The sequence below is a fragment of the Streptomyces sp. Ru72 genome, from assembly GCF_002920635.1.
In the GTDB taxonomy this organism is placed as follows: Bacteria; Actinomycetota; Actinomycetes; order Streptomycetales; family Streptomycetaceae; genus Streptomyces.
Genome location: NZ_PQSR01000015.1, coordinates 41,952 through 62,572, shown reverse-complemented (window position 1 = coordinate 62,572; position 20,621 = coordinate 41,952). Strand labels below are relative to the sequence as shown.

Below are 20,621 nucleotides of genomic sequence, written 5' to 3'. Positions count from 1 at the left end.
ACCTCTTCCCCACGGTCAGCCACGAAGTCGGGACATGGTCGGGTCGAACAGGGGCTCCTCCGCGACGACCGCCTCGACACGCTGGTCGAAGTAGCCGATGCGGACCGTGGTGCCCGGGGTGGCGAGCTCGGCCGGCAGCCAGGCGTAGGCGATGCCCTTGCCGATCGTGTAGCCGTAGGCGGCGCTGGTGACGTAGCCGACGGCGCGGTCGCCGTCGTACACCGGCTCCTTGCCCATGACGACCGAGTGCGGATCGTCGATGGTCAGGCAGGTCAGCTTCCGCCGTACGTCCGCCTTGCGGCGCTCCAGTGCGGCCTTGCCGATGAAGTCGCCCTTGTCGAGCTTGACGGCGAAGCCGACGCCGGCCTCGTAGGGATCGTGCTCGTAGGTCATGTCGGTGCCGAAGGAGCGGTACCCCTTCTCCAGGCGCAGGCTGTTGAAGGCGCCGCGGCCGGCGATGATGCCGCCCAGCGGTTCGGCCGCCGCCCACAGGGTGTCCCACAGCTTCTGGCCCAGGTCGGCGGTCGTGTACAGCTCCCAGCCGAGCTCGCCGACGTAACTCAGGCGCATGGCGGTGACGGGGACGGAGCCGATGTGGGCGCGCTTGGCGCGGAAGTACTTCAGGCCGTCGCCCGAGAAGTCCTCGTCGGTCAGGGGCTGGAGCACCTTGCGCGCCAGCGGGCCCCACAGGCCGATGCAGCAGGTGCCGGCGGTGATGTCGCGGACCTGGACCGTGCCGTCGGCGGGGAGGTGGCGGGTGAACCAGTCGAGGTCCAGGTTGCCGTTGGCGCCGATCTGGAAGAGGTCGCGGGCCAGGCGGGCCACGGTGATGTCGCTGCGGATGCCCCCGTCGTGGTCCAGCAGCAGCGTGTACGTCACCGAGCCGACCGACTTGGCGACCTTGCCGGTGACGAGGCCCTCCAGGAAGTCGGCCGCTCCGGGACCGCCGACCTCGAGGCGCTTGAGGGCCGTCATGTCGTACAGGGCGACCGTCTCCCGGGTGACCTGGGCCTCGGCTCCGACGATGGGCGACCAGTACTGCGCGGCCCAGTCGTTGGGCGTGGGGATGGAGCGGCCTTCGACGAGCGAGGCGTTGGCCTCGTACCACTGGGGGCGCTCCCAGCCGTTCGCCTCCAGGAAGAACGCGCCGTGTTCCCGCTGGCGGGCGTAGAAGGGGCTGGTGCGGATCGGGCGCGGCTCACCCGAAGGCTGGAGGGGGTGCAGGATGTCGTAGACCTCGACGAAGTTCCGGCAGTCCCGGGCCAGGACGTACTCCGGGGAGAGCTGGTGCGGCTCGAAGCGGTTGACGTCGCACTCGTGCAGGTCGAAGGAGGAGCAGTAGCCGTCGACCAGCCATTCGGCGACGGCCCGGCCGACGCCCGCGGAGTGCGTGACCCACACGGCCTCCGCGACCCAGAAGCCCTTGACGTCCGGTGACTCGCCCAGCAGCGGGTAGCCGTCGGTGGTGAAGGAGAACAGGCCGTTGATGCCCTCCTCGACCTTGGCCTCGCGGGTCGCGGGGAGCAGCGACTGGGTCTCGGTCCAGGCGTCCTCGAAGTCCTCCTCGGTGAACTTCAGGACGGAGGGCATCTGGTCGGCCTCGTCCACGGAGAGGATGTCGTCGGCGGAGACGGGCATGGGGCGGTGGCCGTAGTAACCGATGCCGATGCCGTCGAAGCGGTCGCGGTAGTAGAGGTCGGCGTCCTGGTGGCGCAGGATCGGGCGGACCGCTTCCTCGGTCTGACCGGCGAGGGCGGGAATCGGGCCCGTCCAGGCGAGCTGGTGGGCGAGCGGGGTGAGCGGCAGGTTCATGCCGACCATACGGGCGATCTTCGGGCCCCAGATGCCGGCGCAGCACACGACGATGTCGGCGGGGATCTCTCCCTGGTCGGTCAGCACACCGGTCACCCGGCCCTCGCTCTGCCGCACGTCGAGGACTTCGTGGCGGGCGAGGAAGCGCACGCCGCGCTCGGTGGCCCGGCGGATCTGCGCCTCGACGGCGAGGACGGCCTTGGCGAGGCCGTCGGTCGGGACCAGGAGACCGCCGAGGACCTTCTCGCGGTCGACCAGCGGGTGCTGCTCCACGCACTCGTCGGCGGTGAGCAGGCGCGCCTCGATGCCCCAGGCGGTGATCCAGCCGTGGCGGCGGTGGAGTTCGGCGAGGCGCTCGGGGGTCGTCGCCACTTCCAGGCCGCCGACCTGGAGGAAGCAGGGCTTGCCGTCGACGTCCAGGGAGCAGAACTTCTCGACGGTGTAGCGGGCCAGCTCGGTCATGGTCTTCGAAGGGTTCGTCTGGAAGACGAGACCCGGGGCGTGCGAGGAGGAGCCCCCGGTGGCCGGAAGGGAGCCCTGGTCGACCACGGTCACCTCGGTCCAGCCGCGTGCGGAGAGCTCGTCGGCGAGGGCCGCACCCACGACGCCCGCTCCGATGATGACCACTCGGGGTCCCGCCATCGCCCAACCTCCGAACTTGAGACCGGTTCAGTTGCTGTCTGCGCAACTCGATTCAGGCTGCGCAACTCAATGTGCCTGTCGCCGAGGAGGAGTGTCAAGGGGTCCGTGACGTCGGAAAACAGCCCGGAACAAGGCAACGCCCGGCGGGCGGTGCGCACAGGTGCGCACCGCCCGCCGGGCGTCTTCCACCGGCCCTTTTCCTCGTATCGAGCCCGTGCCTACTTCTTCAGCCAGGCATCGACCTTGTCGCGGTTGGCGTCGACCCACTTCTTGGCCGCCGCGTCGTCCGACATCTTGTCCACCGCGATGTACTTGGCCACGGTGTTCTGGTCGTCGTTGGTCCAGTTGAAGTTCTTCACCAGGTTGTACGCGGGGCTGCCCGACTTCGCGAAGCCGGCGCTGACGATCTTGTCCAGGTTGTAGACGGGGTAGTCGCACGCCACCTTGGCCGCGTCCGCGTCACAGCCCGTCTTGTACGCCGGCAGGTTCACCTTGACCAGCGGCACCTCGGACATGAACCACTGCGGCTCGTAGAAGTAGCCGATCATCCACTGCTTGTTCTTCTCGGCGGTCCGGAACGCCTGGATGAGCGCGGTCTCGCTGCCCGCGTACACCACCTTGAAGTTCAGCTTCAGGTTCTTCACCAGCGCCGCGTCGTTGGTGACGTAGGACGGGTCGCCGTCCAGCAGCTGGCCCTTGCCGCCGGACTCGGAGGTCTTGAACTTGTCGGCGTACTTGTTGAGGTTCTTCCAGTCGGTGATGTCCGGGTGCGCCTTGGCCAGCCACGGCGGCACGAACCAGCCGATGATGCCCTTGTTGCCCGTCTGCCCGGCCTCGACGGCGGTCTTCTGCTCGGTGATGTACTTCTTCTTCAGATCGTCGTGGCCCCAGTTCTCCAGGACGGCGTCGACCTCGCCGGTCCCGAAGCCCTGCCAGGCGATCTCCTCCTTCAGGTCCTTCTTGTTGACCGTGCAGCCGAGGTCGTGCTGCGCGACGTACGCGACGACCGCCGCGTCCGCCTCGTAGCCCACCCACGGGTTGACGGCCAGGTTGAACGTGCCGCACTTGCCGCCCGAGGACTTCGAGCCGGCGGAGGAGCTGTCGCCGACCTTCGCCCCTGCGCACGCGGTGAGGGTGAGGCCGAGGACGGCCAGGCCGGCCGCGCCGGCTCGCCAGTGTCTTGCCATGGTGTCGTGCTCCTTATGCCCTGGTGCGTCGCGCCGCAGCCTGAGTGATCCGGTCGAACATGACTCCGAGCAGTACGATGGCGAGCCCCGCCGCCAGCCCCTTGCCGTACAGCTCTCCCTGCGAGAATCCGGCCACGACGTCGTAGCCGAGGGCGCCGGCCCCTACCAGGCCGCCCACCACAACCATCGACAGCACGTAGATCAGCCCCTGGTTGATCGCGAGAGTCAGGGCGCTGCGTGCCATCGGCAGCTGAACCTTGGTGATGATCTGCCAGGTGTTGCACCCGGCCGAGGTGGCCGCCTCCACCGTGGACTCGGACACGTTCCGCACGCCGTCCGCGATGATCTTGATCGCGACGGGCGCCGCGTACACGACGGCCGCGACGATCGCGGTGAAGCGGGTGGCACCGAAGAGGGCCAGGAACGGCACGAGATAGACGAACGGCGGCATCACCTGTGCGGCGTCCAGGGTGGGCCGCACCAGCCTGTCCACGAGCAGGCTGCGTCCCATCCACACGCCGAAGACGACACCGAGCAGCATCACCAGCACCGTGGCCACGGCGGTCGAGGCGAGGGTCGTCATGCCGTCCGACCACAGGCCCGTGCCGACGAGCAGCCCGACGCACACGGCGGCCGTCACCCCGGCGCGCCAGCCGCCGAGCACCGCGCCGAGCGCGACCAGGGTGACGCCGACGAGCCACCACGGGGAGTCGGTGAGCAGCGTCTGGAACGGGTTGAGCAGCCCGTTGGTGATGACGTCCCGAAGCGCGTTGGTCAGGCCCGAGAGATGGTCCTGCAGCCAGGTGGTCGTGGTGTCGGCCGCGCTCGCGATGTGAGTGCCGGTGCTTCCCTCGCCGGGGAACTCGGCCGCCCAGACGTAGGTGTGGGACAGATAGACCAGGACCGCGGCAGTGATCCCGCCGGCCACCAGCAGCGGCCGGCGCCACTTGAGGAACCGGCCGCCTGTTCGGCGGGCCGCCTCGGTGCGTGCGGCAGCGGCCGTGGTGACCCGGTCGAGGACGATGGCCATGACGACGATGGCGAGGCCGGCGTTGAAGGCGGTGCCGACGTCGAGCGACTGCAGGGCCTGGACGACGGTCTTGCCGAGGCCGGGCGCGTCGATCAGGGCGGCGATGGTCACCATGGCCAGGGCGGCCATGATGGTCTGGTTGACGCCCATCACCACCGTGCGCTTGGACATCGGCAGCAGCACTTTCAGCAGTTGCTGCGACCGCGTCGTGCCGAGCGAGTCCGCCGCCTCGACAGTGGTCTCGGGCACGGAGCGGATGGCGTGCGCGGTGATGCGGATCGCGGGCGGTGCCGCGTAGATCACGGTGGTGATCACGGCGGAGGCCCCGCCGATGAGGAAGATCAGGGTCAGCGGGGCGAGGTAGACGAAGGTCGGCATCGTCTGCATGAAGTCCAGGAAGGGCGTCATGATCCGGTTGAACCGGTCGGAGAGACCGGCCCACACGCCGAGCGGGATGCCGATGACCAGCGCCACGATGACCGCCGAGAGGGTCAGCGCCAGGGTGTCCATGCTCTCCTGCCACAGCCCCTGCAGCCCGAAGAAGGTGAAACCGGCCACGGCCAGCAGGGCGACCCGCCAGTTGCCCACGGCCCAGGAGACGTAGCCGGTGAGGCCGACGACGCCGAGCCAGCCGATCTGCGGCACCGGGCGGCCGCCGCTCGGCTGCGAGATCAGGGACTGGACGAAGGTCACCAGGTTGTCGATGACCAGGCGGATCTCGTTGAAGAAGTACAGGAAGAGCGGGTTGGAGTTGCGGTTGGCGCCGATGCTGTCGTTGACGTCGTTCAGCCAGCGGTGCAGAGCCGTGAGATCGGCCGCGGCGAGGGACAGCGTCTGCCGGCCGCGCAGCACGGCGAAGAGCACCACCCAGGCGACCAGGATCGCCGCCACCACCATGGGACGGCTGACCCTTCTGCGTACGGTCGCGACCGGCGCGGCCGCGTCGGCGGCGACGGCCATCACGCACCGCCTTCCTGCCCGGCGACGACGGAGAGGATCTCCTCGTCGCCGACGATGCCGAGCAGCTTGCCGCCCTCGACCACCTTGACGGGCTTCTCGGCCGCCAGTACCGCCCGGGTGGCCTCACGGACCACGACGTCCGGGCCCAGCTCGGGGCCGTCGAGCGCGTCGTCGGGCTGCGCGGGGCGCATGATCCAGCGCAGGGTGAGGACGTCGCCGCGCGGCACGTCCTTGACGAAGTCCCGCACGTAGTCGTCGGCGGGGGCGCCGACGAGTTCGTCGCCGGTGCCGCACTGGACCATCTTGCCGTCGCGCATGATCAGGATGCGGTCGCCCAGCTTCAGGGCCTCGGAGAGGTCGTGGGTGATGAACACCATGGTCTTGCCGACCTCGTGGTGCAGACGGATGACCTCGCTCTGCATGTCACGGCGGATCAGCGGGTCGAGCGCGGAGAACGGCTCGTCGAAGAAGAGGACGTCGGGGTCGCCCGCGAGGGCGCGGGCGAGGCCGACGCGCTGCTGCATGCCGCCGGAGAGCTGGTCGGGATAGGAGTTCTCGTATCCGGCCAGGCCCACCAGTTCCACGACCTCCAGGGCGCGCCTGGTCCGCTCGGCCTTGCCCATGCCCCGGATCTCCAGGCCGAACGCCACGTTGTCGACGACCCTGCGGTGCGGCAGCAGGCCGAAGTGCTGGAAGACCATGGAGAACTTGCTGCGCCGCATGTCCCGCAGCCGCTTGGCGTCGGCGCCGCGGATGTCCTCGCCCTCGAAGACCACCTCGCCCGCGGTGGGTTCGATCAACCGGGTCAGACATCGCACCAGGGTGGACTTGCCGGAGCCGGACAGGCCCATGACGACGAAGACCTCGCCGGGCGACACGTCGAAGTTCACGTCGCGGACGGCGGCGGTGCACCCGGTGCGGTCCATGAGCTCGCGGCGGGTCAGCCCGCACAGTTCCTCGGAGTCCGGCACCTGGTCGGCCTTCGGCCCGAACACCTTCCACAGCCGGCGCACGGAGATGACCGGGGTCCGGTCCTGGGGGTCCTGGGACGTGCCGCGCCGCTGCGACACCTCGGTCTGTGTGGGGGTCACGATCGACCTCTTTTCGGCGTTCAGCCGCGGAACCAGTGCTGCGGCCGGGGTTGGATGTTCTGCCAGACGTGCTTTGGCTCTCGGTATTCGTCGAGGCCGGTCGGTCCCAGCTCCCGGCCCACGCCCGAGTGCCCGAAGCCACCCCATTCCGCTTGCGGCACGTAGGGGTGGTAGTCGTTGATCCAGACCGTGCCGTGGCGCAGCCGGCGAGCGACCCGCTGGGCCTTGCCGGCGTCCTGCGTCCAGACGGCGCCGGCGAGTCCGTACTCCGTGTCGTTGGCGATGCGGACGGCGTCGTCCTCGTCACGGAAGCGCTCGACGGTGAGCACGGGTCCGAAGGACTCCTCGTGCACCACGCGCATGTCCTGGCTGCACTCGTCGAGGACGGTGGGCGGGTAGTAGAAGCCGCCCGCCAGCGCGGGGTCGTCGGGGCGCTCGCCGCCGCAGCGCAGTACGGCGCCCTCGGCGAGCCCTGCGGCGACGTACGCCTCGACCTTCTGAAGGTGCTGTGCCGAGATCAGCGCCCCGGTCTCCGCCTGAGGGTCGAACGGGCCGCCGAGCCGGATGAGCCGGGCGCGGCGCACGATCTCGTCGACGAAGGCGTCGTGCAGGGAGTCCTCGACGATCAGGCGCGCGCCGGCCGAGCAGACCTGGCCGGAGTGCAGGAAGACGGCGGTGAGGGCGAAGTCGACCGCCGTGTCGAAGTCGGCGTCGGCGAAGACGACGTTGGGGTTCTTGCCGCCGAGCTCCAGGGCGACCTTCTTCACCGTCGCGGCGGCGGTGGCCATGATGCGGCGCCCGGTCTCCAGGCCCCCGGTGAAGGACACCATGTCGACGTCCGGGTGCTCCGACAGGGGCGCGCCGGCCTCCGCTCCGGCGCCCAGGACGAGGTTGGCCGCGCCGGCCGGGAGCCCGGCCTCCTCGAGCGCCTTCATCAGCAGGATCGAGGTGGAGGGCGTGAGCTCGCTGGGCTTGAGCACGATGGTGTTGCCCGCGAGGAGGGCCGGGGCGACCTTCCAGGACGCCTGGAGCAGGGGGTAGTTCCAGGGGGTGATCAGTCCGCAGACGCCGACGGGTTCGTAGGTGACCCGGCTGAGGGCGTCGTCACGGCCGGTGTCGACCACCCGGCCGGCGCTGGTGCCGGCGATGCCGCCGTAGTAGCGGAAGCAGGAGACGACGTCGGCGATGTCATACTCGCTCTCGACCAGGCGCTTGCCGGTGTCGAGCGACTCGGCGCGGGCGAACTCCTTCGCGTCGCGCTCCAGGATGTCGGCGGTGCGCAGCAGCAGGGCGCCGCGCTCGCGCTCGGGGGTGCGCGGCCAGGGGCCTTCGTCGAAGGCGCGCCGGGCCGCGGCGATCGCGGCCTCGGTGTCGGCGCGTGTCCCCTCGGACACGGTCGCGACCGGCGTGCCGTCGGCGGGACAGCGGATCTCCCGGTGGCCGCCGGCCACCGCCTCGCGCCATTCTCCGTCCACATACAGGTCTGCCACGCGCGGAGCCCTTCGGAGGTTTCGTTGCGCATCGCGCATCGAATTGCTTGTGGGGGAACCCTGACCGAAGGGCCGACGTACGTCAAGGGGTCCCGTCGTTTTCACAAGAGCCGAACGTCCCCCGTCTTGACCGCCGACCGCCTTCGCCCCAACTATGTTGCGTATTGCTCATCGCGTTGTGCATTACGCATCAGACGGAGGCCTGCGCATGTCCCCTCGACCGCAACCCGGCGACGAGTACGTCCTCACCTTCTCCTGCCCGGACAGAGCCGGACTGGTCCATGCCGTGAGCGGCTTCCTGGTCAGGAACTCGGGCAACATCCTGCAGAGCCAGCAGTTCGACGACCGCCTTCAGGACCGCTTCTTCATGAGGGTCCACTTCGATGTGTCCGATCCGGACATCACCCTGGAACATCTGCGTTACCGCTTCGGCCCGGTCGCCGAGGCCCACGGCATCTCCTGGACCCTCCGGGACGCCGCGACGCCGACGCGGACGCTGATCATGGTCTCGAAGTTCGGTCACTGCCTCAACGACCTGCTCTTCCGCCGCCGCACCGGCGCCCTCAACATCGAGATCCCGGCCATCGTCTCCAACCACCGGGACTTCGAGGCCCTCGCGGAGACCTACGGCATCCCCTTCCACCACGTCCCGGTGACCAGGGAGACCAAGCCCGAGGCCGAGGCGCGCCTGCTGGAGCTGGTCCGGGAGCTGGACATCGACCTCGTGGTCCTGGCCCGCTACATGCAGGTGCTCTCGGACGACCTGTGCAAGGAGCTGGAGGGCCGCGCCATCAACATCCACCACTCCTTCCTGCCGAGCTTCAAGGGCGCGAAGCCCTACCAGCAGGCGTACGAACGCGGTGTGAAGCTGGTCGGCGCGACGGCCCACTATGTGACGCCGGACCTGGACGAGGGCCAGATCATCGAGCAGGACGTGGTCCGGGTGGACCACTCCCTCGACCCGGACGAACTCGTCACGGTCGGCCGGGACGTGGAGGCCCAGGTCCTGGCCCGCGCGGTGAAGTGGCACACCGAGAGCCGCGTGATGGTGGAGGGCAACCGCACGGTGGTCTTCCGCTGAGCACCCCCGCAGAACGGGCGGGGCCGGAACCACCTGGGTTCCGGCCCCGCCCGGTGTTCGTACACGGCTGTTGTATACGGCTGCCGGTACATACGGCCGTCCCCGGGCTCAGTGGAGCCTGTCGAGCAGTGCGCGGCGCCAGCTCTCGGTCTCCGCGATCTGGTTGAAGGTGAACAGGTGCAGGCCCGCCACCGCCGCCGAAGGCGCCGTGAGCGTCTCCGCCGCGCGGGTGAGCAGTCTCTCGGGCGCGTACCCGCCCGGCGTCGCGAACCGCAGGAACCACGACGGGTGCCTGGTCAGGAAGCGCGTCGACTCCCCCACCCCGATCTTCGTCGCCATGGACAGCAGCTTGGCCCGCTGCACCGGCCCGGCGACCCCCACGTACACGGGCAGCGCGACGTCCCGGCGCCTTATCCGGGCGATCCAGTCGCCGAGCACGCGCGGGTCGAAGCACAGGTTGCTGACGATGTACGTGGCGTGCGCGCGCTTGTCCCACATCGCCTGGATGGTGATGTCGTCGTGGATGAGCGGATGGCTCTCCGGATACCCGGTGATCCCCATGTGCGCGAAGGGCCTGCCCAGCTCGCCGAGCCGGCGCAGCACCGGCAGGGCCCCGTCGTACGGCCCGGCCGGCGGATCGGCGTCGCCCGCCGGCACGAACACGTCGTCGACACCCGCCGCACGCAGCCGCTCGGCGACGTCCTTCAGGTGCGTGTCGTCCCGCAGCAGCCGTGCGGGCACGTGCGGGACGACGCGGAAGCCGTGCGCGGTGAGCCGCTCGGTCAGGACGAGGGTCGGCTCCAGGCCCTTGACCGGCGACGCCGTGACCGTGACCTGGACGTCGCGCGGGACATGGGCGAGGACCTTCTCCTCGGTGGCCCTCGCCGGCAGCACCTCGTAGCGGACGCGGTCGAGCAGCGCCCGCAGGGCCTCGGCACCCAAGGCCTACCCGGCCTGCTTCTGGGCGTCGCGGTGCCGGTAGTAGGCGGCCTTGGAGGGCGTCAGCGGCTCCTTGCCGAGGATGAGGTCGGACGCCTTCTCGGCGACCATCATCACGGGGGCGTAGATGTTGCCGTTGGTGACGTACGGCATCACCGACGCGTCCACCACGCGCAGCCCCTCCAGGCCATGCACCTTCATGCTCAGCGGGTCGACGACGGACATCTCGTCGGTGCCCATCTTGCAGGTGCACGAGGGGTGCAGGGCGGTCTCGCCCTCCTTGGCGACCCAGGCGAGGATCTCCTCGTCGGTCTCGACGGAGGGTCCGGGCGAGATCTCGCCGCCGTTGTAGGGGGCGAGCGCGGGCTGGTTGAGGATCTGGCGGGCGACGCGGATGGCCTCGACCCACTCGCGGCGATCCTGCTCGGTGGACAGGTAGTTGAAGCGCAGCGCGGGGTGCTCGCGCGGGTCCCTGCTCTTGATCTTCACGGAGCCGATCGCGTCGGAGTACATGGGCCCGACGTGCACCTGGTAGCCGTGGCCGCCGGCCGGTGAGGAGCCGTCGTAGCGGACCGCGACGGGCAGGAAGTGGAACATCAGGTTGGGGTACTCGACGTCCTCGTTGCTGCGGGCGAAACCACCGGCCTCGAAGTGGTTGGTGGCCGCCGGGCCCTTGCGGAACAGCCACTGCAGCCCGATGAGGGGCGCGCGCCACTTCGCCATGTACGGCTGCATGGAGACGGGCTGCTTACAGGCGTACTGGACGTACACCTCCAGGTGGTCCTGCATGTTCTCGCCGACCCCCGGCAGGTCGTGGACGACGTCGATGCCGAGGGCGGACAGCTCGGCGGCGTTGCCGACGCCGGAGAGCTGGAGCAGCTGCGGGGAGTTGATGGCGCCGCCGCACAGGATCACCTCACCGGCCCGGACCTGCTGGGCGGCGCCACGGCCGTGCCGGTACTCGACGCCGACGGCGCGCTTGCCCTCGAAGAGGACCCGGGTGACGAAGGCGCGGGTCCTCACCGTGAGGTTCGGCCGCTTCATCGCGGGCTTGAGGTACGCCTTGGAAGCCGACAGCCGACGCCCGCGGTGGACATTGCGGTCGAACTTCGCGAAACCCTCCTGCCGGTAGCCGTTGACGTCGTCCGTGGGTGCGTAGCCCGCCTCCTGGGTGGCCTTCAGGAATGCGGTGAAGAGCGGGTTGGTCGCCGGGCCGCGCTCCAGGACGAGGGGGCCGTCGTGGCCGCGGAACTCGTCGTCGGGGTCGGCCGCGAGACAGTTCTCCATCCGCCGGAAGTACGGCAGACAGTGGGCGTAGTCCCAGGTCTCCATGCCGGGGTCGGCGGCCCAGCGCTCGTAGTCCATCGGGTTGCCGCGCTGGAAGATCATGCCGTTGATGCTGCTGGAGCCGCCCAGCACCTTGCCGCGGGCGTGGTAGATGCGCCGGCCGCCCATGTGGGGTTCGGGCTCGGACTCGTACTTCCAGTCGTAGAAGCGGCTGCCTATGGGGTAGGTCAGCGCCGCGGGCATGTGGATGAACACGTCCCAGGGATAGTCGGAGCGGCCCGCCTCCAGCACGAGCACCCGGTTTCCGGGGTCGGCCGAGAGCCGGTTCGCCAGTGCGCTGCCGGCTGATCCACCGCCGACGATGACGAAGTCGTAATGCAGGGGAGCCATGGTGCCTCGTCTCGCTCGCTCGCGCCGTCGATACGCGGGGCATGCTAGTACGGGTATCGCTATACGCACTAGGTTGCGGTCCGCGCAACTTGCAAGGTCTTCGTTTCGCGGGGGTTACTTGCATGGTCGTTGTTTACTGCGCGTATAGTTTCACCATGAGCAACTTCAGTCCGGATGCCGAAACGAACGGTTCACAGGCCGGCGGGGTGCAGTCCGTCGACCGCGCCATCAGTGTGCTCGAGATCCTGGCCCAGCGCGGCGAGGCGGGCGTCAGCGAGGTGGCCGCCGAGATCGATGTCCACAAGTCCACCGCGTTCCGGCTGCTCGGAGCCCTGGAGGCGCGCGGCCTGGTGGAGCAGTCGGGCGAGCGCGGCAAGTACCGGCTCGGCTTCGGCATCGTACGCCTGGCGGGCGCGGTCACGGGCCGTCTCGACCTCACCCAGCAGGGCCGTCCGGTGTGCGAGCGGCTCGCGGAGGAGATCGGCGAGACGGTCAACATCGCCGTCATGCAGGAGCACTATGCGATCAACCTGTACCAGGTGCGCGGTCCGGCCGCCGTCGCCGCGCACAACTGGGTCGGGGAGCTGACCCCGCTGCACGCCACCTCGAGCGGCAAGATCCTGCTGGCCCATCTGCCCGCCAAGGAGCGCGCCGCACTGCTGGCGGAGGCCGGCCTGAAGAAGGTGACCCCGCACACGATCACCGCGAAGACGAAGCTGGAGAAGAACCTCGCCGAGTCCCGCGAGCGCGGCTACGCCTGGACGCTGGAGGAACTGGAGATAGGGCTGCACGCGATGGCGGCGCCGATCCGCGACCGCGACGGACAGGTCATCGCCTCGATCAGCGCCTCCGGGCCCTCGTACCGGTTCACCGAGGAGCGCATGCACGAGCTCGCTCCGGTGCTCCTCAAGGGCGCGGAGGAGATCAGCCATCGCATGGGGTACCTCGGCTGACCGTGCCCGCACGCGGGCGCCGGCCGCGGGCCGCCCGCCTCGCCGGGGCTACTCCGGCTGCCGGGTGCCGAGGCGCTCGTGCACCCAGTCGTGGAAGGCGCCGATGTGGTGCTCACTGGGCACGAGCACGCCGCCCTTGGCGTACAGCCGGGAGCTCATACCGGGCTGCGTGCGCTCGCAGGCGTCGAAGTCCTGGCGGTTGACGCGGTCGAAGAGCTCCACGGACCGGCTGACGTCCTTGCCGCTCTCCACCACGCCCGGCAAGTAGAGCCAGTCGCACTCGACGATCGTGCGGTCGACCGCCACCGGGTACATACGGTGGAAGATCACGTGGTCGGGCACCAGGTTGATGAAGACCTGCGGCTTGACGGTGATCGCGTAGTAGCGGCGGTCCTGCTCCTCGGAGACACCGGGAATCCGGTCGAGGCCCTCGGAGCCGTCCACGGTGAAGCCCTGGATCTCCTCGCCGAACTCGGCGCCGTGGCCGACGTAGTACTGAGCCGCGTAACCGTCCGCGAACTCGGGGAGCACCTCGGTCAGCTCCGGGTGGATCGTGGCGCAGTGGTAGCACTCCATGAAGTTCTCGATGATGAGCTTCCAGTTCGCCTTGACGTCGTAGACGATCCGCTTGCCCACCGCCAGGTTGTCGATGTCGTAGCGCTCGATCGACTCCACGTCCCCGAGGCGGGTGATCACCTCGCCGATGACGTCCTCCTCGAAGGAGGGCGGGTTCTCCGCGAGGCACACCCAGACGTAGCCGAGCCATTCGCGGACGGCCACGCTCACCAGGCCGTACTCGGTGCGGCCGACGTCGGGCATCTTCGTGAGGTTGGGCGCCGCGACGAGCTTGCCGTTCAGGTCGTACGTCCACGCGTGGTACGGGCACTGGAAGGCGCGCTTGACCTCACCGGACTCCTCCGTGCAGAGCTTCGCGCCGCGGTGCCGGCAGACGTTGAAGTAGGCGCGTATGGAGTTGTCCCGGGCCCGGGTGACGAGGATGCTCTCGCGGCCCACGTCCACGGTGCGGAAGGCACCGGGCTTGGGCAGGTCGGACGCCCGGGCGACACAGAACCACATCGTCTCGAAGATGCGCTCCTGTTCCTGGGCGAAGATGCCGGGGTCCGTGTAGGAGGAGCCGGGGAGGGTGGCGATCAGGCTGTCCGGCAGGCTTGTCGAGGTCACGCTGCACTCCTCGGGAAACGTCGTGGAAGGGTCGGGCACGCGCCGGGAAGAGCGACTTCGGACGGCGTTGTGTATGAAGCAACGCTGCGTGTCATATGCAACGCAGCATGAGAGGCCGCATCAGCGGTGTCAAGACCTGGCCGCGGTGAACTGCTTGCGCCAACGGGTGAACAGCCTCGGCTGGTTCATCCCGAGCACGGCGACCGGGGTTCCGGCCCTGCGGTAGACAGCCAGGAAACTCCGGTCGTCGGTGGCGCCTTCCTCGACCGTCACACTGTCGGCGCCGGCGGCATGGCCGACGAACTGGATCTTCACGCCGTACTGGTCGGACCAGAAGTACGGCGGCCGCGGCACGCCTGGCTGCGTCGCGCCGTACGCGAGCAGCGTGGCCACGGCGGTGTCGGGGCGCTCCAGTGCGCCGGTCCAGTGCTCCACGCGGCGGTGGGTTCCGGTGTGCGGGTCGTACCAGTTGGCACAGTCGCCGACGGCGACCACCTGGGCGAGGCTGGTGCGGCCGTCGGCCCCGCACTTCACGCCGTTGTCGAGCGTGACGCCGGATCCCTCGAGCCAATCGACACAGGGACGCGCGCCCACACCCACGACGACGGTGTCGGCGGGGATGCTGCGGCCGTCCTCGAGCAGAACGGCGTCCACGCTCCGCTCCCCGCTCAGCCCTTTGACCCCCACCCCGCACAGGAGCCGTACGCCGTGGTCGGCGTGGAGGGCGGAGACGATGCCGCCCATGACCTCGCCGAGCGGTCCCGCCAGTGGCGTCGGCGCGGCCTCCACGACCGTCACGTCGAGCCCGAGGGCGTAGGCGGTGGAGGCGACCTCGGCGCCGATGAATCCGCCGCCGATCACCACCAGCCGTCCGCCGCGGGCCAGGTCGTCGCGCAGGGCGCGGGCGTCGTCCAGGGTGCGCAGCACATGGACGCCGGCGAGTCCCTCGGTGCCGGGCAGCGTGCGCGCGGCCGCACCGGTCGCGATGACCACACCGTCGGCACGGATCTCCCGGCCGTCGGCGAGCCGGATCGCCCGCTCTGTGCGGTCGAGCCCGGTGGCGCGGGCGCCGAGCACCCATTCCGCCTCCAGGTCCTCGTCGTCCCTCTCCAGCGCGAGATCCGCTTCGCCGAGGGTGCCGGCGAGGAACTCCTTGGACAGCGGCGGCCTGTCGTACGGACGGTGGGGCTCGTCGCCGATGACGACCAGCCGCCCGTCGTACCCCCGTTTCCGCAGCGAGCGCGCGGCCGACAGTCCGGCCAGCGAGGCGCCCACCACGGCGACGGTCCTCACGCGGGGCCTCCGGCCAAGCGGGAGGCGACGCAGGGCGGCAGGTTGGGGGCCTCGGTCGACAGCCGGACGTAGATCATGCCGTCCTCGACCAGGACCTCGTGGGTCCGCACCGGCAGCTTGGCCGGCGGGGCGTCCACCGCTCCGGTCCTCAGGTCGAACTTCGAGGCGTGCAGCGGGCATTCCACCTCGCAGCCCTCCAGCCAGCCGTCGGCGAGCGAGGCGTCCTGGTGGGTGCAGGTGTCGTCGATGGCGAAGAGCTCGCCGTCATCGGTGTGGAACACCGAGACCGGCGGGTCGATGTCGAGCCGGTGGGCCTCGCCTCGCGGCAGATCCGCGAGACGGCACGCGGGAATCATCATGACACCTCGGTGCGTATAGCGAAACGGATTGCGATTAGCGCAACGTCAGTCTGCGGGCCGCCCTGAACCGTTGTCAAGGCGTCCAGGGCCCGGTTCGGGCCGGGTCGGCGGCCGGTTCTCCGCGCATGCCGAAGCGGCCTCGAAAGCGGAGGTGAGCGGGCGCGACAAGGTGTGGCGGCGGGGCAGCGACGGCCTCGCCGCCGGCGCCGTCGTCGGACGTCACCGGGGCGAGGCCGTGGGGCGGTCAGAAGCCGCGGTCGATCCACTCCTGAAGGTGCGGCGCTTCGGCGCCGATGGTGGTCGTCTCCCCGTGGCCGGTGTGCACGACGGTGTCGCCGGGCAGCGCCAGGAGGCGTCGACTGATCGAGTCGATGATGGTGGGGAAATCGCTGTACGACCGCCCCGTCGCCCCCGGACCGCCGGCGAACAGCGTGTCGCCGCTGAAGAGGGCGCCGAGGGCCGGGGCGTACAGGCAGACGGCGCCCGGGGCGTGGCCTGGCGTGTGGAGCACGGTCAGCTCGGCGCCCGCGACCGCCAGGGTCTGCCGGTCGGTCAGTTCCGCGTCGGGCGCCCGGTCCGGATGGGTCTGCTTCCACAGCGGCAGGTCGTCGGGGTGCAGCAGGACCGGGGCGCCGGTGCGCTCAGCCAGGGCGGGGGCGGCGTCGATGTGGTCGTTGTGGGCGTGGGTGCACACGATCGCCGTCAGGCGCCGGTCGCCTACTGCGGCGGCGATGGCGCCGGCGTCGTGCGCGGCGTCGATGACGATCACCTCGTGGTCGTCGCCGACGATCCACACGTTGTTGTCGACGTCCCAGGTGCCGCCGTCGAGCGTGAACCGCCCGGAGGTGACGAGCCGTTCGATGCGCGCGCCCATCACAGCACCACCACCGAGCGCAGCACATCGCCGTGGTGCATGCGCTCGAAGGCCTTCTCGACCTCGTCCAGCGCGATGGTCTCGGTGACGAAGGCGTCCAGGTCCAGCCGGCCCTGCAGATAGAGGTCGACGAGCATGGGGAAGTCGCGGGAGGGCAGGCAGTCGCCGTACCAGGACGACTTCAGCGCCCCGCCCCGGCCGAAGACGTCCAGCAGCGGCAGCTCCAGCTGCATCTCCGGGGTCGGTACGCCGACCAGAACGACAGTGCCGGCCAGGTCGCGGGCGTAGAAGGCCTGCCGGTAGGTCTCCGGACGGCCCACCGCCTCGATGACGACATCGGCGCCGAAGCCGCCGGTAAGGTCCCGGATCGCCGCCACCGGATCGGTCTGACTGGAGTTGACCGTGTGGGTCGCGCCCATCCTCTTCGCGGTGGCCAGCTTGCGGTCGTCGATGTCCACCGCGATGATCTTCGCCGCACCCGCCAGGTTCGATCCGACGACCGCCGCGTCCCCGACACCGCCGCAGCCGATGACGGCCACGCTGTCACCGCGTCCCACGTTGCCGGTGTTGATCGCCGCGCCGATGCCCGCCATCACTCCGCAGCCCAGCAGTCCGGCGGCGGCCGCCGAGGCCGCCCGGTCCACCTTGGTGCACTGCCCGGCCGCCACCAGGGTCTTCTCCGCGAAGGCACCGATACCGAGCGCGGGCGACAGCTCCGTGCCGTCGGTCAAGGTCATCTTCTGCTTGGCGTTGTGCGTGTCGAAGCAGTACCACGGCCGGCCGCGCAGACAGGCACGGCACTGGCCGCATACCGCACGCCAGTTGAGGATGACGAAGTCACCGGGCGCCACGTCCGTGACACCCTCGCCCACCGATTCCACCACGCCCGCGGCCTCGTGGCCCAGCAGGAAGGGGAAGTCGGCGCTGATGCCGCCCTCGCGGTAGTGCAGATCGGTGTGGCAGACCCCGCAGGCCTCTATCTTGACCAGCGCCTCACCCGGACCGGGGTCGGGCACGACGATCGTTTCCAGGCTGACGGGGGCGCCCTTGCCCCGGGCGACGACAGCACGGACCTGGTGAGCCATGGCCACTCCTCGGCTGACAGAAGGTCGAGACGTTGCCTATTACGACACTCATCTCGTATTTCGCAACACAGCATCGTGGAGAGCGAAGCAGCGGTCAAGGAGCCGTCGTGCAACCCGGCGGAGGCGGTCAGCGTTGGTCCGGGCACAGGCGGACCACATCGCGCCGCCAGGGGCCGGCGCCTCGCAGCGGGGAGCGGCGGGCATGCCGCTGTCCGCCGATCGGCTCCCGACCGCGACCGGGACCTTGAGTCCGCTCGGCCGCCTCTGCTCGACCGCGCACCGTGCGCAGCCGCGCTCCCCGGTGAAGCCGGGGAAACACAGACCTGTACGGGGCATCATCGCCCTGACGTCACTTCGAAGCGGGCAGTGCGGCCGGCTTCCGAAAGAAGCGCTGAAGCAGCATGAGCCCGACCAAAGGCGGTTACAGATGACTACAGTCGCACCTGGGCCAACCCTCGGAAATCTGGCCTTGACCTGGGAGAAGCGCCGGCTCGAAGCCGACCTGGCAGAGTGAGGGGCCCACTGTGTTCTATTACCTGCTCAAATACGTCTTTCTCGGACCACTGCTGAGACTGGTCTTCCGCCCGCGCATCGAGGGGCTCGAACACGTCCCGGCTCAGGGGCCGGCCATCATCGCCGGCAACCACCTCTCCTTCTCCGACCACTTCCTTATGCCCGCGATCCTCAAACGGCGCATCACCTTCCTCGCCAAGGCCGAGTACTTCACCGGCCCCGGTATCAAGGGCCGGCTCACCGCCGCGTTCTTCCGCAGCGCCGGCCAGATCCCGGTGGACCGCTCCGGCAAGGAGGCCGGACAGGCCGCGATCCGCGAGGGCCTCGGCGTCCTCGGCAAGGGTGAGCTGCTGGGCATCTACCCGGAGGGCACCCGCTCCCACGACGGCCGCCTCTACAAGGGCAAGGTGGGCGTCGCGGTGATGGCCCTCAAGGCGAAGGTGCCGGTGATCCCCTGCGCGATGATCGGCACCTTCGAGGCACAGCCGCCGGGCCAGGTCATCCCGAGCATCCACCCCGTGGTGATCCGCTTCGGCAAGCCACTGGACTTCTCCCGCTACGCCGGCATGGAGAACGAGAAGGCCGTCCTGCGCGCGATCACGGACGAGATCATGTACGCCATCCTCTCCCTGTCCGAGCAGGAGTACGTCGACCAGTACGCGGCGGTCGTCAAGGCGGAGGAGGCGGCGAAGAACGTGGAACGGGCTCGCAAGCTACCGCGGCTGCCGCTGAGTTGAGGCGCGTCGGCGGACGACGAAGGGGCGGCCGGGATCGGCCGCCCCTTCGCGCGTGCGGGTGACGAAGACCGCGTACTACGGCTTCGGCGTGGCGTGCGGCGCGCACGTCACGTCGGCGCCGTCCGTCCTGCCGGTGAGCAGGTAGGTGTCGACCCGGCTGTTGATGCACGGGTTGACCAGACCGGTCACGCCGTGGGAGCCCGCGTCCTTCTCGATGATCAGGCGGGAGCCCTTGAAGCGCTTGTGCAGCTCGACCGCGCCCTCGAAGGGCGTCGCGGCGTCACGGGTGGACTGCACGATCAGGACGGTCGGCAGGCCCTTGCCGGTCCCCACGTCGACCGGGTTCTGCTGCTTGACGGGCCAGGTGGCGCACGGCAGGTTCATCCATGCGTTGGCCCAGGTCATGAACGGGTAGTCCTTGTTGAGCCGGGTGTTGTCCCGGTCCCACTTCCGCCAGCTCTTCGGCCACTTGGCGTCGGTGCACTCGACGGCCGTGTAGACGGCGTTGCCGTTCTCGGAGGCGATGTTGCCGGCCGTGTCCGAAAGGTCCGGCGCCGCCGCGTCGACGAGCGCCTTGGTGTCTCCGGCGACGTACTTGCTGAAGACGGTGGCGACCGGCACCCACGAGGAGTCGTAGTACGGGGCGCTCTGGAAGAAGGAGATCAGCTCGGCCGGGCCCACGACGCCGCCGATCGGGCTCTTCTTCGCCGTGGCGCGCAGCTTCAGCCACTTCTCCTGCACCGCCGCGCGGGTCGTGCCCAGGTGGAAGGAGGCGTCGTTCGCGGCGACCCAGTCCTCCCAGTCCTTCCAGCGGCCCTCGAAGGCGACGTCCTGGTCGAGGTTGGCCTGGTACCAGATCTTCTCGCGCGACGGGTTGACCACGCTGTCGACGATCATGCGGCGGATGTGGCCCGGGAACAGCGTGCCATAGACGGCGCCCAGGTAGGTGCCGTACGACACGCCCAGGTAGTTGATCTTCTTCTCGCCCAGCGCGGCACGGATGACGTCCAGGTCGCGCGCGGTGTTGGGCGTGGTCATCTGCTGGAGCATCGCGCGGCCGGTGCGCTCCAGGCAGCCCTCCGCGTACTCCCGCGCCAGCTTGCGCTGGGCGAGCTTGTCCGCCTCGGAGTCGGGGACCGGGTCCGCCTTGGGCGCCTTCACGAACTCCTGCGGGTCCTCGCAGGAGATGGGCGCGGAGTGGCCGACGCCGCGCGGGTCGAAGCCGACGAAGTCGTACGCCTTCGCCACGTTGGCCCAGACGGGGTTCTTGGTGGTGACCCGGCGCGGGAAGCGCAGCCCGGAACCGCCGGGACCGCCCGGGTTGTAGACGAGGGCGCCCTGGCGCTCCTGCTTGGTGCCCGTGTTCCCGATGCGGTCGACGGCGAGCCTGATCTGCTTGCCGTTCGGGTGGGCGTAGTCGAGCGGGACGGTCACCCAGCCGCACTGGATCGGCTTCTCCAGCCCCCAGTCGGCCGGGCAGTCCTGCCAGTCGATGCCTTCCTTGGCGGCCCGTGCGGCGGCGATCGCCGCGCCGCGGGCCTCCCGGTCCTGGCCGTGGCGCGAGTCGGCGGTGGCCGACGGTGCCGCGACGGCGCCGGCTATCAGCGTCGCCGTGACGAGCGCCCCCGCTGAGCCGAGCGCGGACGCTCGCCTCGTCGGTCTGATTCCCCTCAAGTGGGACCTCCCCGTACATCGTTGCGATGGGTACGGGGGATC

16 protein-coding genes are annotated in these 20,621 nt (G+C 69.7%); 3 read left to right on the top strand and 13 right to left on the bottom strand.

Translation table 11 applies throughout. The features are described from left to right. Positions 1–15 precede the first annotated feature (15 nt). From C3488_RS10090 to C3488_RS10070, 5 genes are all read right to left on the bottom strand, one after another. Complete coding sequence (locus tag C3488_RS10090) at positions 16–2,454, bottom strand: FAD-dependent oxidoreductase (protein ID WP_103839011.1); 2,439 nt, start codon at positions 2,452–2,454, stop codon at positions 16–18. A 218-nt stretch (positions 2,455–2,672) separates the two neighbouring features. Beyond that, positions 2,673–3,641, bottom strand: a complete 969-nt coding sequence (locus C3488_RS10085) for an ABC transporter substrate-binding protein (RefSeq protein ID WP_103839010.1) — start codon at positions 3,639–3,641, stop codon at positions 2,673–2,675. A 13-nt stretch (positions 3,642–3,654) separates the two neighbouring features. Continuing rightward, positions 3,655–5,631, bottom strand: coding sequence for a proline/glycine betaine ABC transporter permease (locus tag C3488_RS10080; protein WP_103839009.1), 1,977 nt, complete (start codon positions 5,629–5,631; stop codon positions 3,655–3,657). After that, positions 5,631–6,722 carry a glycine betaine/L-proline ABC transporter ATP-binding protein gene (locus C3488_RS10075; RefSeq protein ID WP_103839008.1) on the bottom strand — a complete coding sequence of 364 codons (1,092 nt, stop codon included), beginning with the start codon at positions 6,720–6,722 and terminating at the stop codon, positions 5,631–5,633. The genes C3488_RS10080 and C3488_RS10075 overlap by 1 nt, the downstream gene beginning before the upstream one ends. 20 nt (positions 6,723–6,742) lie before the next feature. Continuing rightward, positions 6,743–8,212 carry an aldehyde dehydrogenase family protein gene (locus C3488_RS10070; RefSeq protein WP_103839007.1) on the bottom strand — a complete coding sequence of 490 codons (1,470 nt, stop codon included), beginning with the start codon at positions 8,210–8,212 and terminating at the stop codon, positions 6,743–6,745. A 208-nt stretch (positions 8,213–8,420) separates the two neighbouring features. Between C3488_RS10070 and purU the strand changes: the two genes are divergently transcribed. Next, positions 8,421–9,293, top strand: a complete 873-nt coding sequence (gene purU / locus C3488_RS10065) for a formyltetrahydrofolate deformylase (protein ID WP_103839006.1) — start codon at positions 8,421–8,423, stop codon at positions 9,291–9,293. 108 nt (positions 9,294–9,401) lie between these two features. Here the strand turns inward: purU and C3488_RS10060 are convergent, their stop codons facing one another. Both C3488_RS10060 and betA read right to left on the bottom strand, forming a co-directional pair. Beyond that, the gene (locus tag C3488_RS10060; RefSeq protein WP_103839005.1) at positions 9,402–10,235 is read right to left on the bottom strand and encodes a 5,10-methylenetetrahydrofolate reductase; all 834 of its coding nucleotides are present in this window, start codon (positions 10,233–10,235) and stop codon (positions 9,402–9,404) included. A 3-nt stretch (positions 10,236–10,238) separates the two neighbouring features. Then, on the bottom strand, positions 10,239–11,909 hold the full coding sequence (gene betA / locus C3488_RS10055; protein WP_103839004.1) for a choline dehydrogenase: 1,671 nt from the start codon (positions 11,907–11,909) through the stop codon (positions 10,239–10,241). Positions 11,910–12,064: 155 nt separating this feature from the next. On the opposite strand from betA, the gene C3488_RS10050 reads away from it, so the two are divergent. Then, positions 12,065–12,862: an IclR family transcriptional regulator gene (locus C3488_RS10050; protein ID WP_103839003.1), complete on the top strand. Its 798-nt coding sequence runs from the start codon at positions 12,065–12,067 to the stop codon at positions 12,860–12,862. Positions 12,863–12,910: 48 nt separating this feature from the next. Here the strand turns inward: C3488_RS10050 and C3488_RS10045 are convergent, their stop codons facing one another. The 5 genes from C3488_RS10045 to C3488_RS10025 form a co-directional block, all read right to left on the bottom strand. Next, positions 12,911–14,044: an aromatic ring-hydroxylating dioxygenase subunit alpha gene (locus tag C3488_RS10045; RefSeq protein ID WP_103839002.1), complete on the bottom strand. Its 1,134-nt coding sequence runs from the start codon at positions 14,042–14,044 to the stop codon at positions 12,911–12,913. Positions 14,045–14,173: 129 nt separating this feature from the next. Continuing rightward, entirely contained in the window at positions 14,174–15,337 is a 1,164-nt protein-coding gene (locus C3488_RS10040) for an NAD(P)/FAD-dependent oxidoreductase (protein ID WP_103839001.1), read from the bottom strand. Next, the gene (locus C3488_RS10035; RefSeq protein WP_103839000.1) at positions 15,334–15,696 is read right to left on the bottom strand and encodes a bifunctional 3-phenylpropionate/cinnamic acid dioxygenase ferredoxin subunit; all 363 of its coding nucleotides are present in this window, start codon (positions 15,694–15,696) and stop codon (positions 15,334–15,336) included. Before C3488_RS10035 ends, C3488_RS10040 begins: the two co-directional genes overlap by 4 nt. A 244-nt stretch (positions 15,697–15,940) precedes the next feature. Then, positions 15,941–16,570 (bottom strand): MBL fold metallo-hydrolase, encoded by a 630-nt coding sequence (locus C3488_RS10030; protein ID WP_103838999.1) that lies wholly within the window; start codon positions 16,568–16,570, stop codon positions 15,941–15,943. Next, positions 16,570–17,655 carry an S-(hydroxymethyl)mycothiol dehydrogenase gene (locus C3488_RS10025; RefSeq protein ID WP_103838998.1) on the bottom strand — a complete coding sequence of 362 codons (1,086 nt, stop codon included), beginning with the start codon at positions 17,653–17,655 and terminating at the stop codon, positions 16,570–16,572. The genes C3488_RS10030 and C3488_RS10025 overlap by 1 nt, the downstream gene beginning before the upstream one ends. A gap of 524 nt (positions 17,656–18,179) precedes the next feature. Between C3488_RS10025 and C3488_RS10020 the strand changes: the two genes are divergently transcribed. After that, positions 18,180–18,905, top strand: a complete 726-nt coding sequence (locus C3488_RS10020) for a 1-acyl-sn-glycerol-3-phosphate acyltransferase (RefSeq protein ID WP_103838997.1) — start codon at positions 18,180–18,182, stop codon at positions 18,903–18,905. 75 nt (positions 18,906–18,980) lie between these two features. Here the strand turns inward: C3488_RS10020 and C3488_RS10015 are convergent, their stop codons facing one another. Further along, positions 18,981–20,579: an alpha/beta hydrolase gene (locus tag C3488_RS10015; RefSeq protein WP_103838996.1), complete on the bottom strand. Its 1,599-nt coding sequence runs from the start codon at positions 20,577–20,579 to the stop codon at positions 18,981–18,983. Positions 20,580–20,621 lie beyond the last annotated feature (42 nt).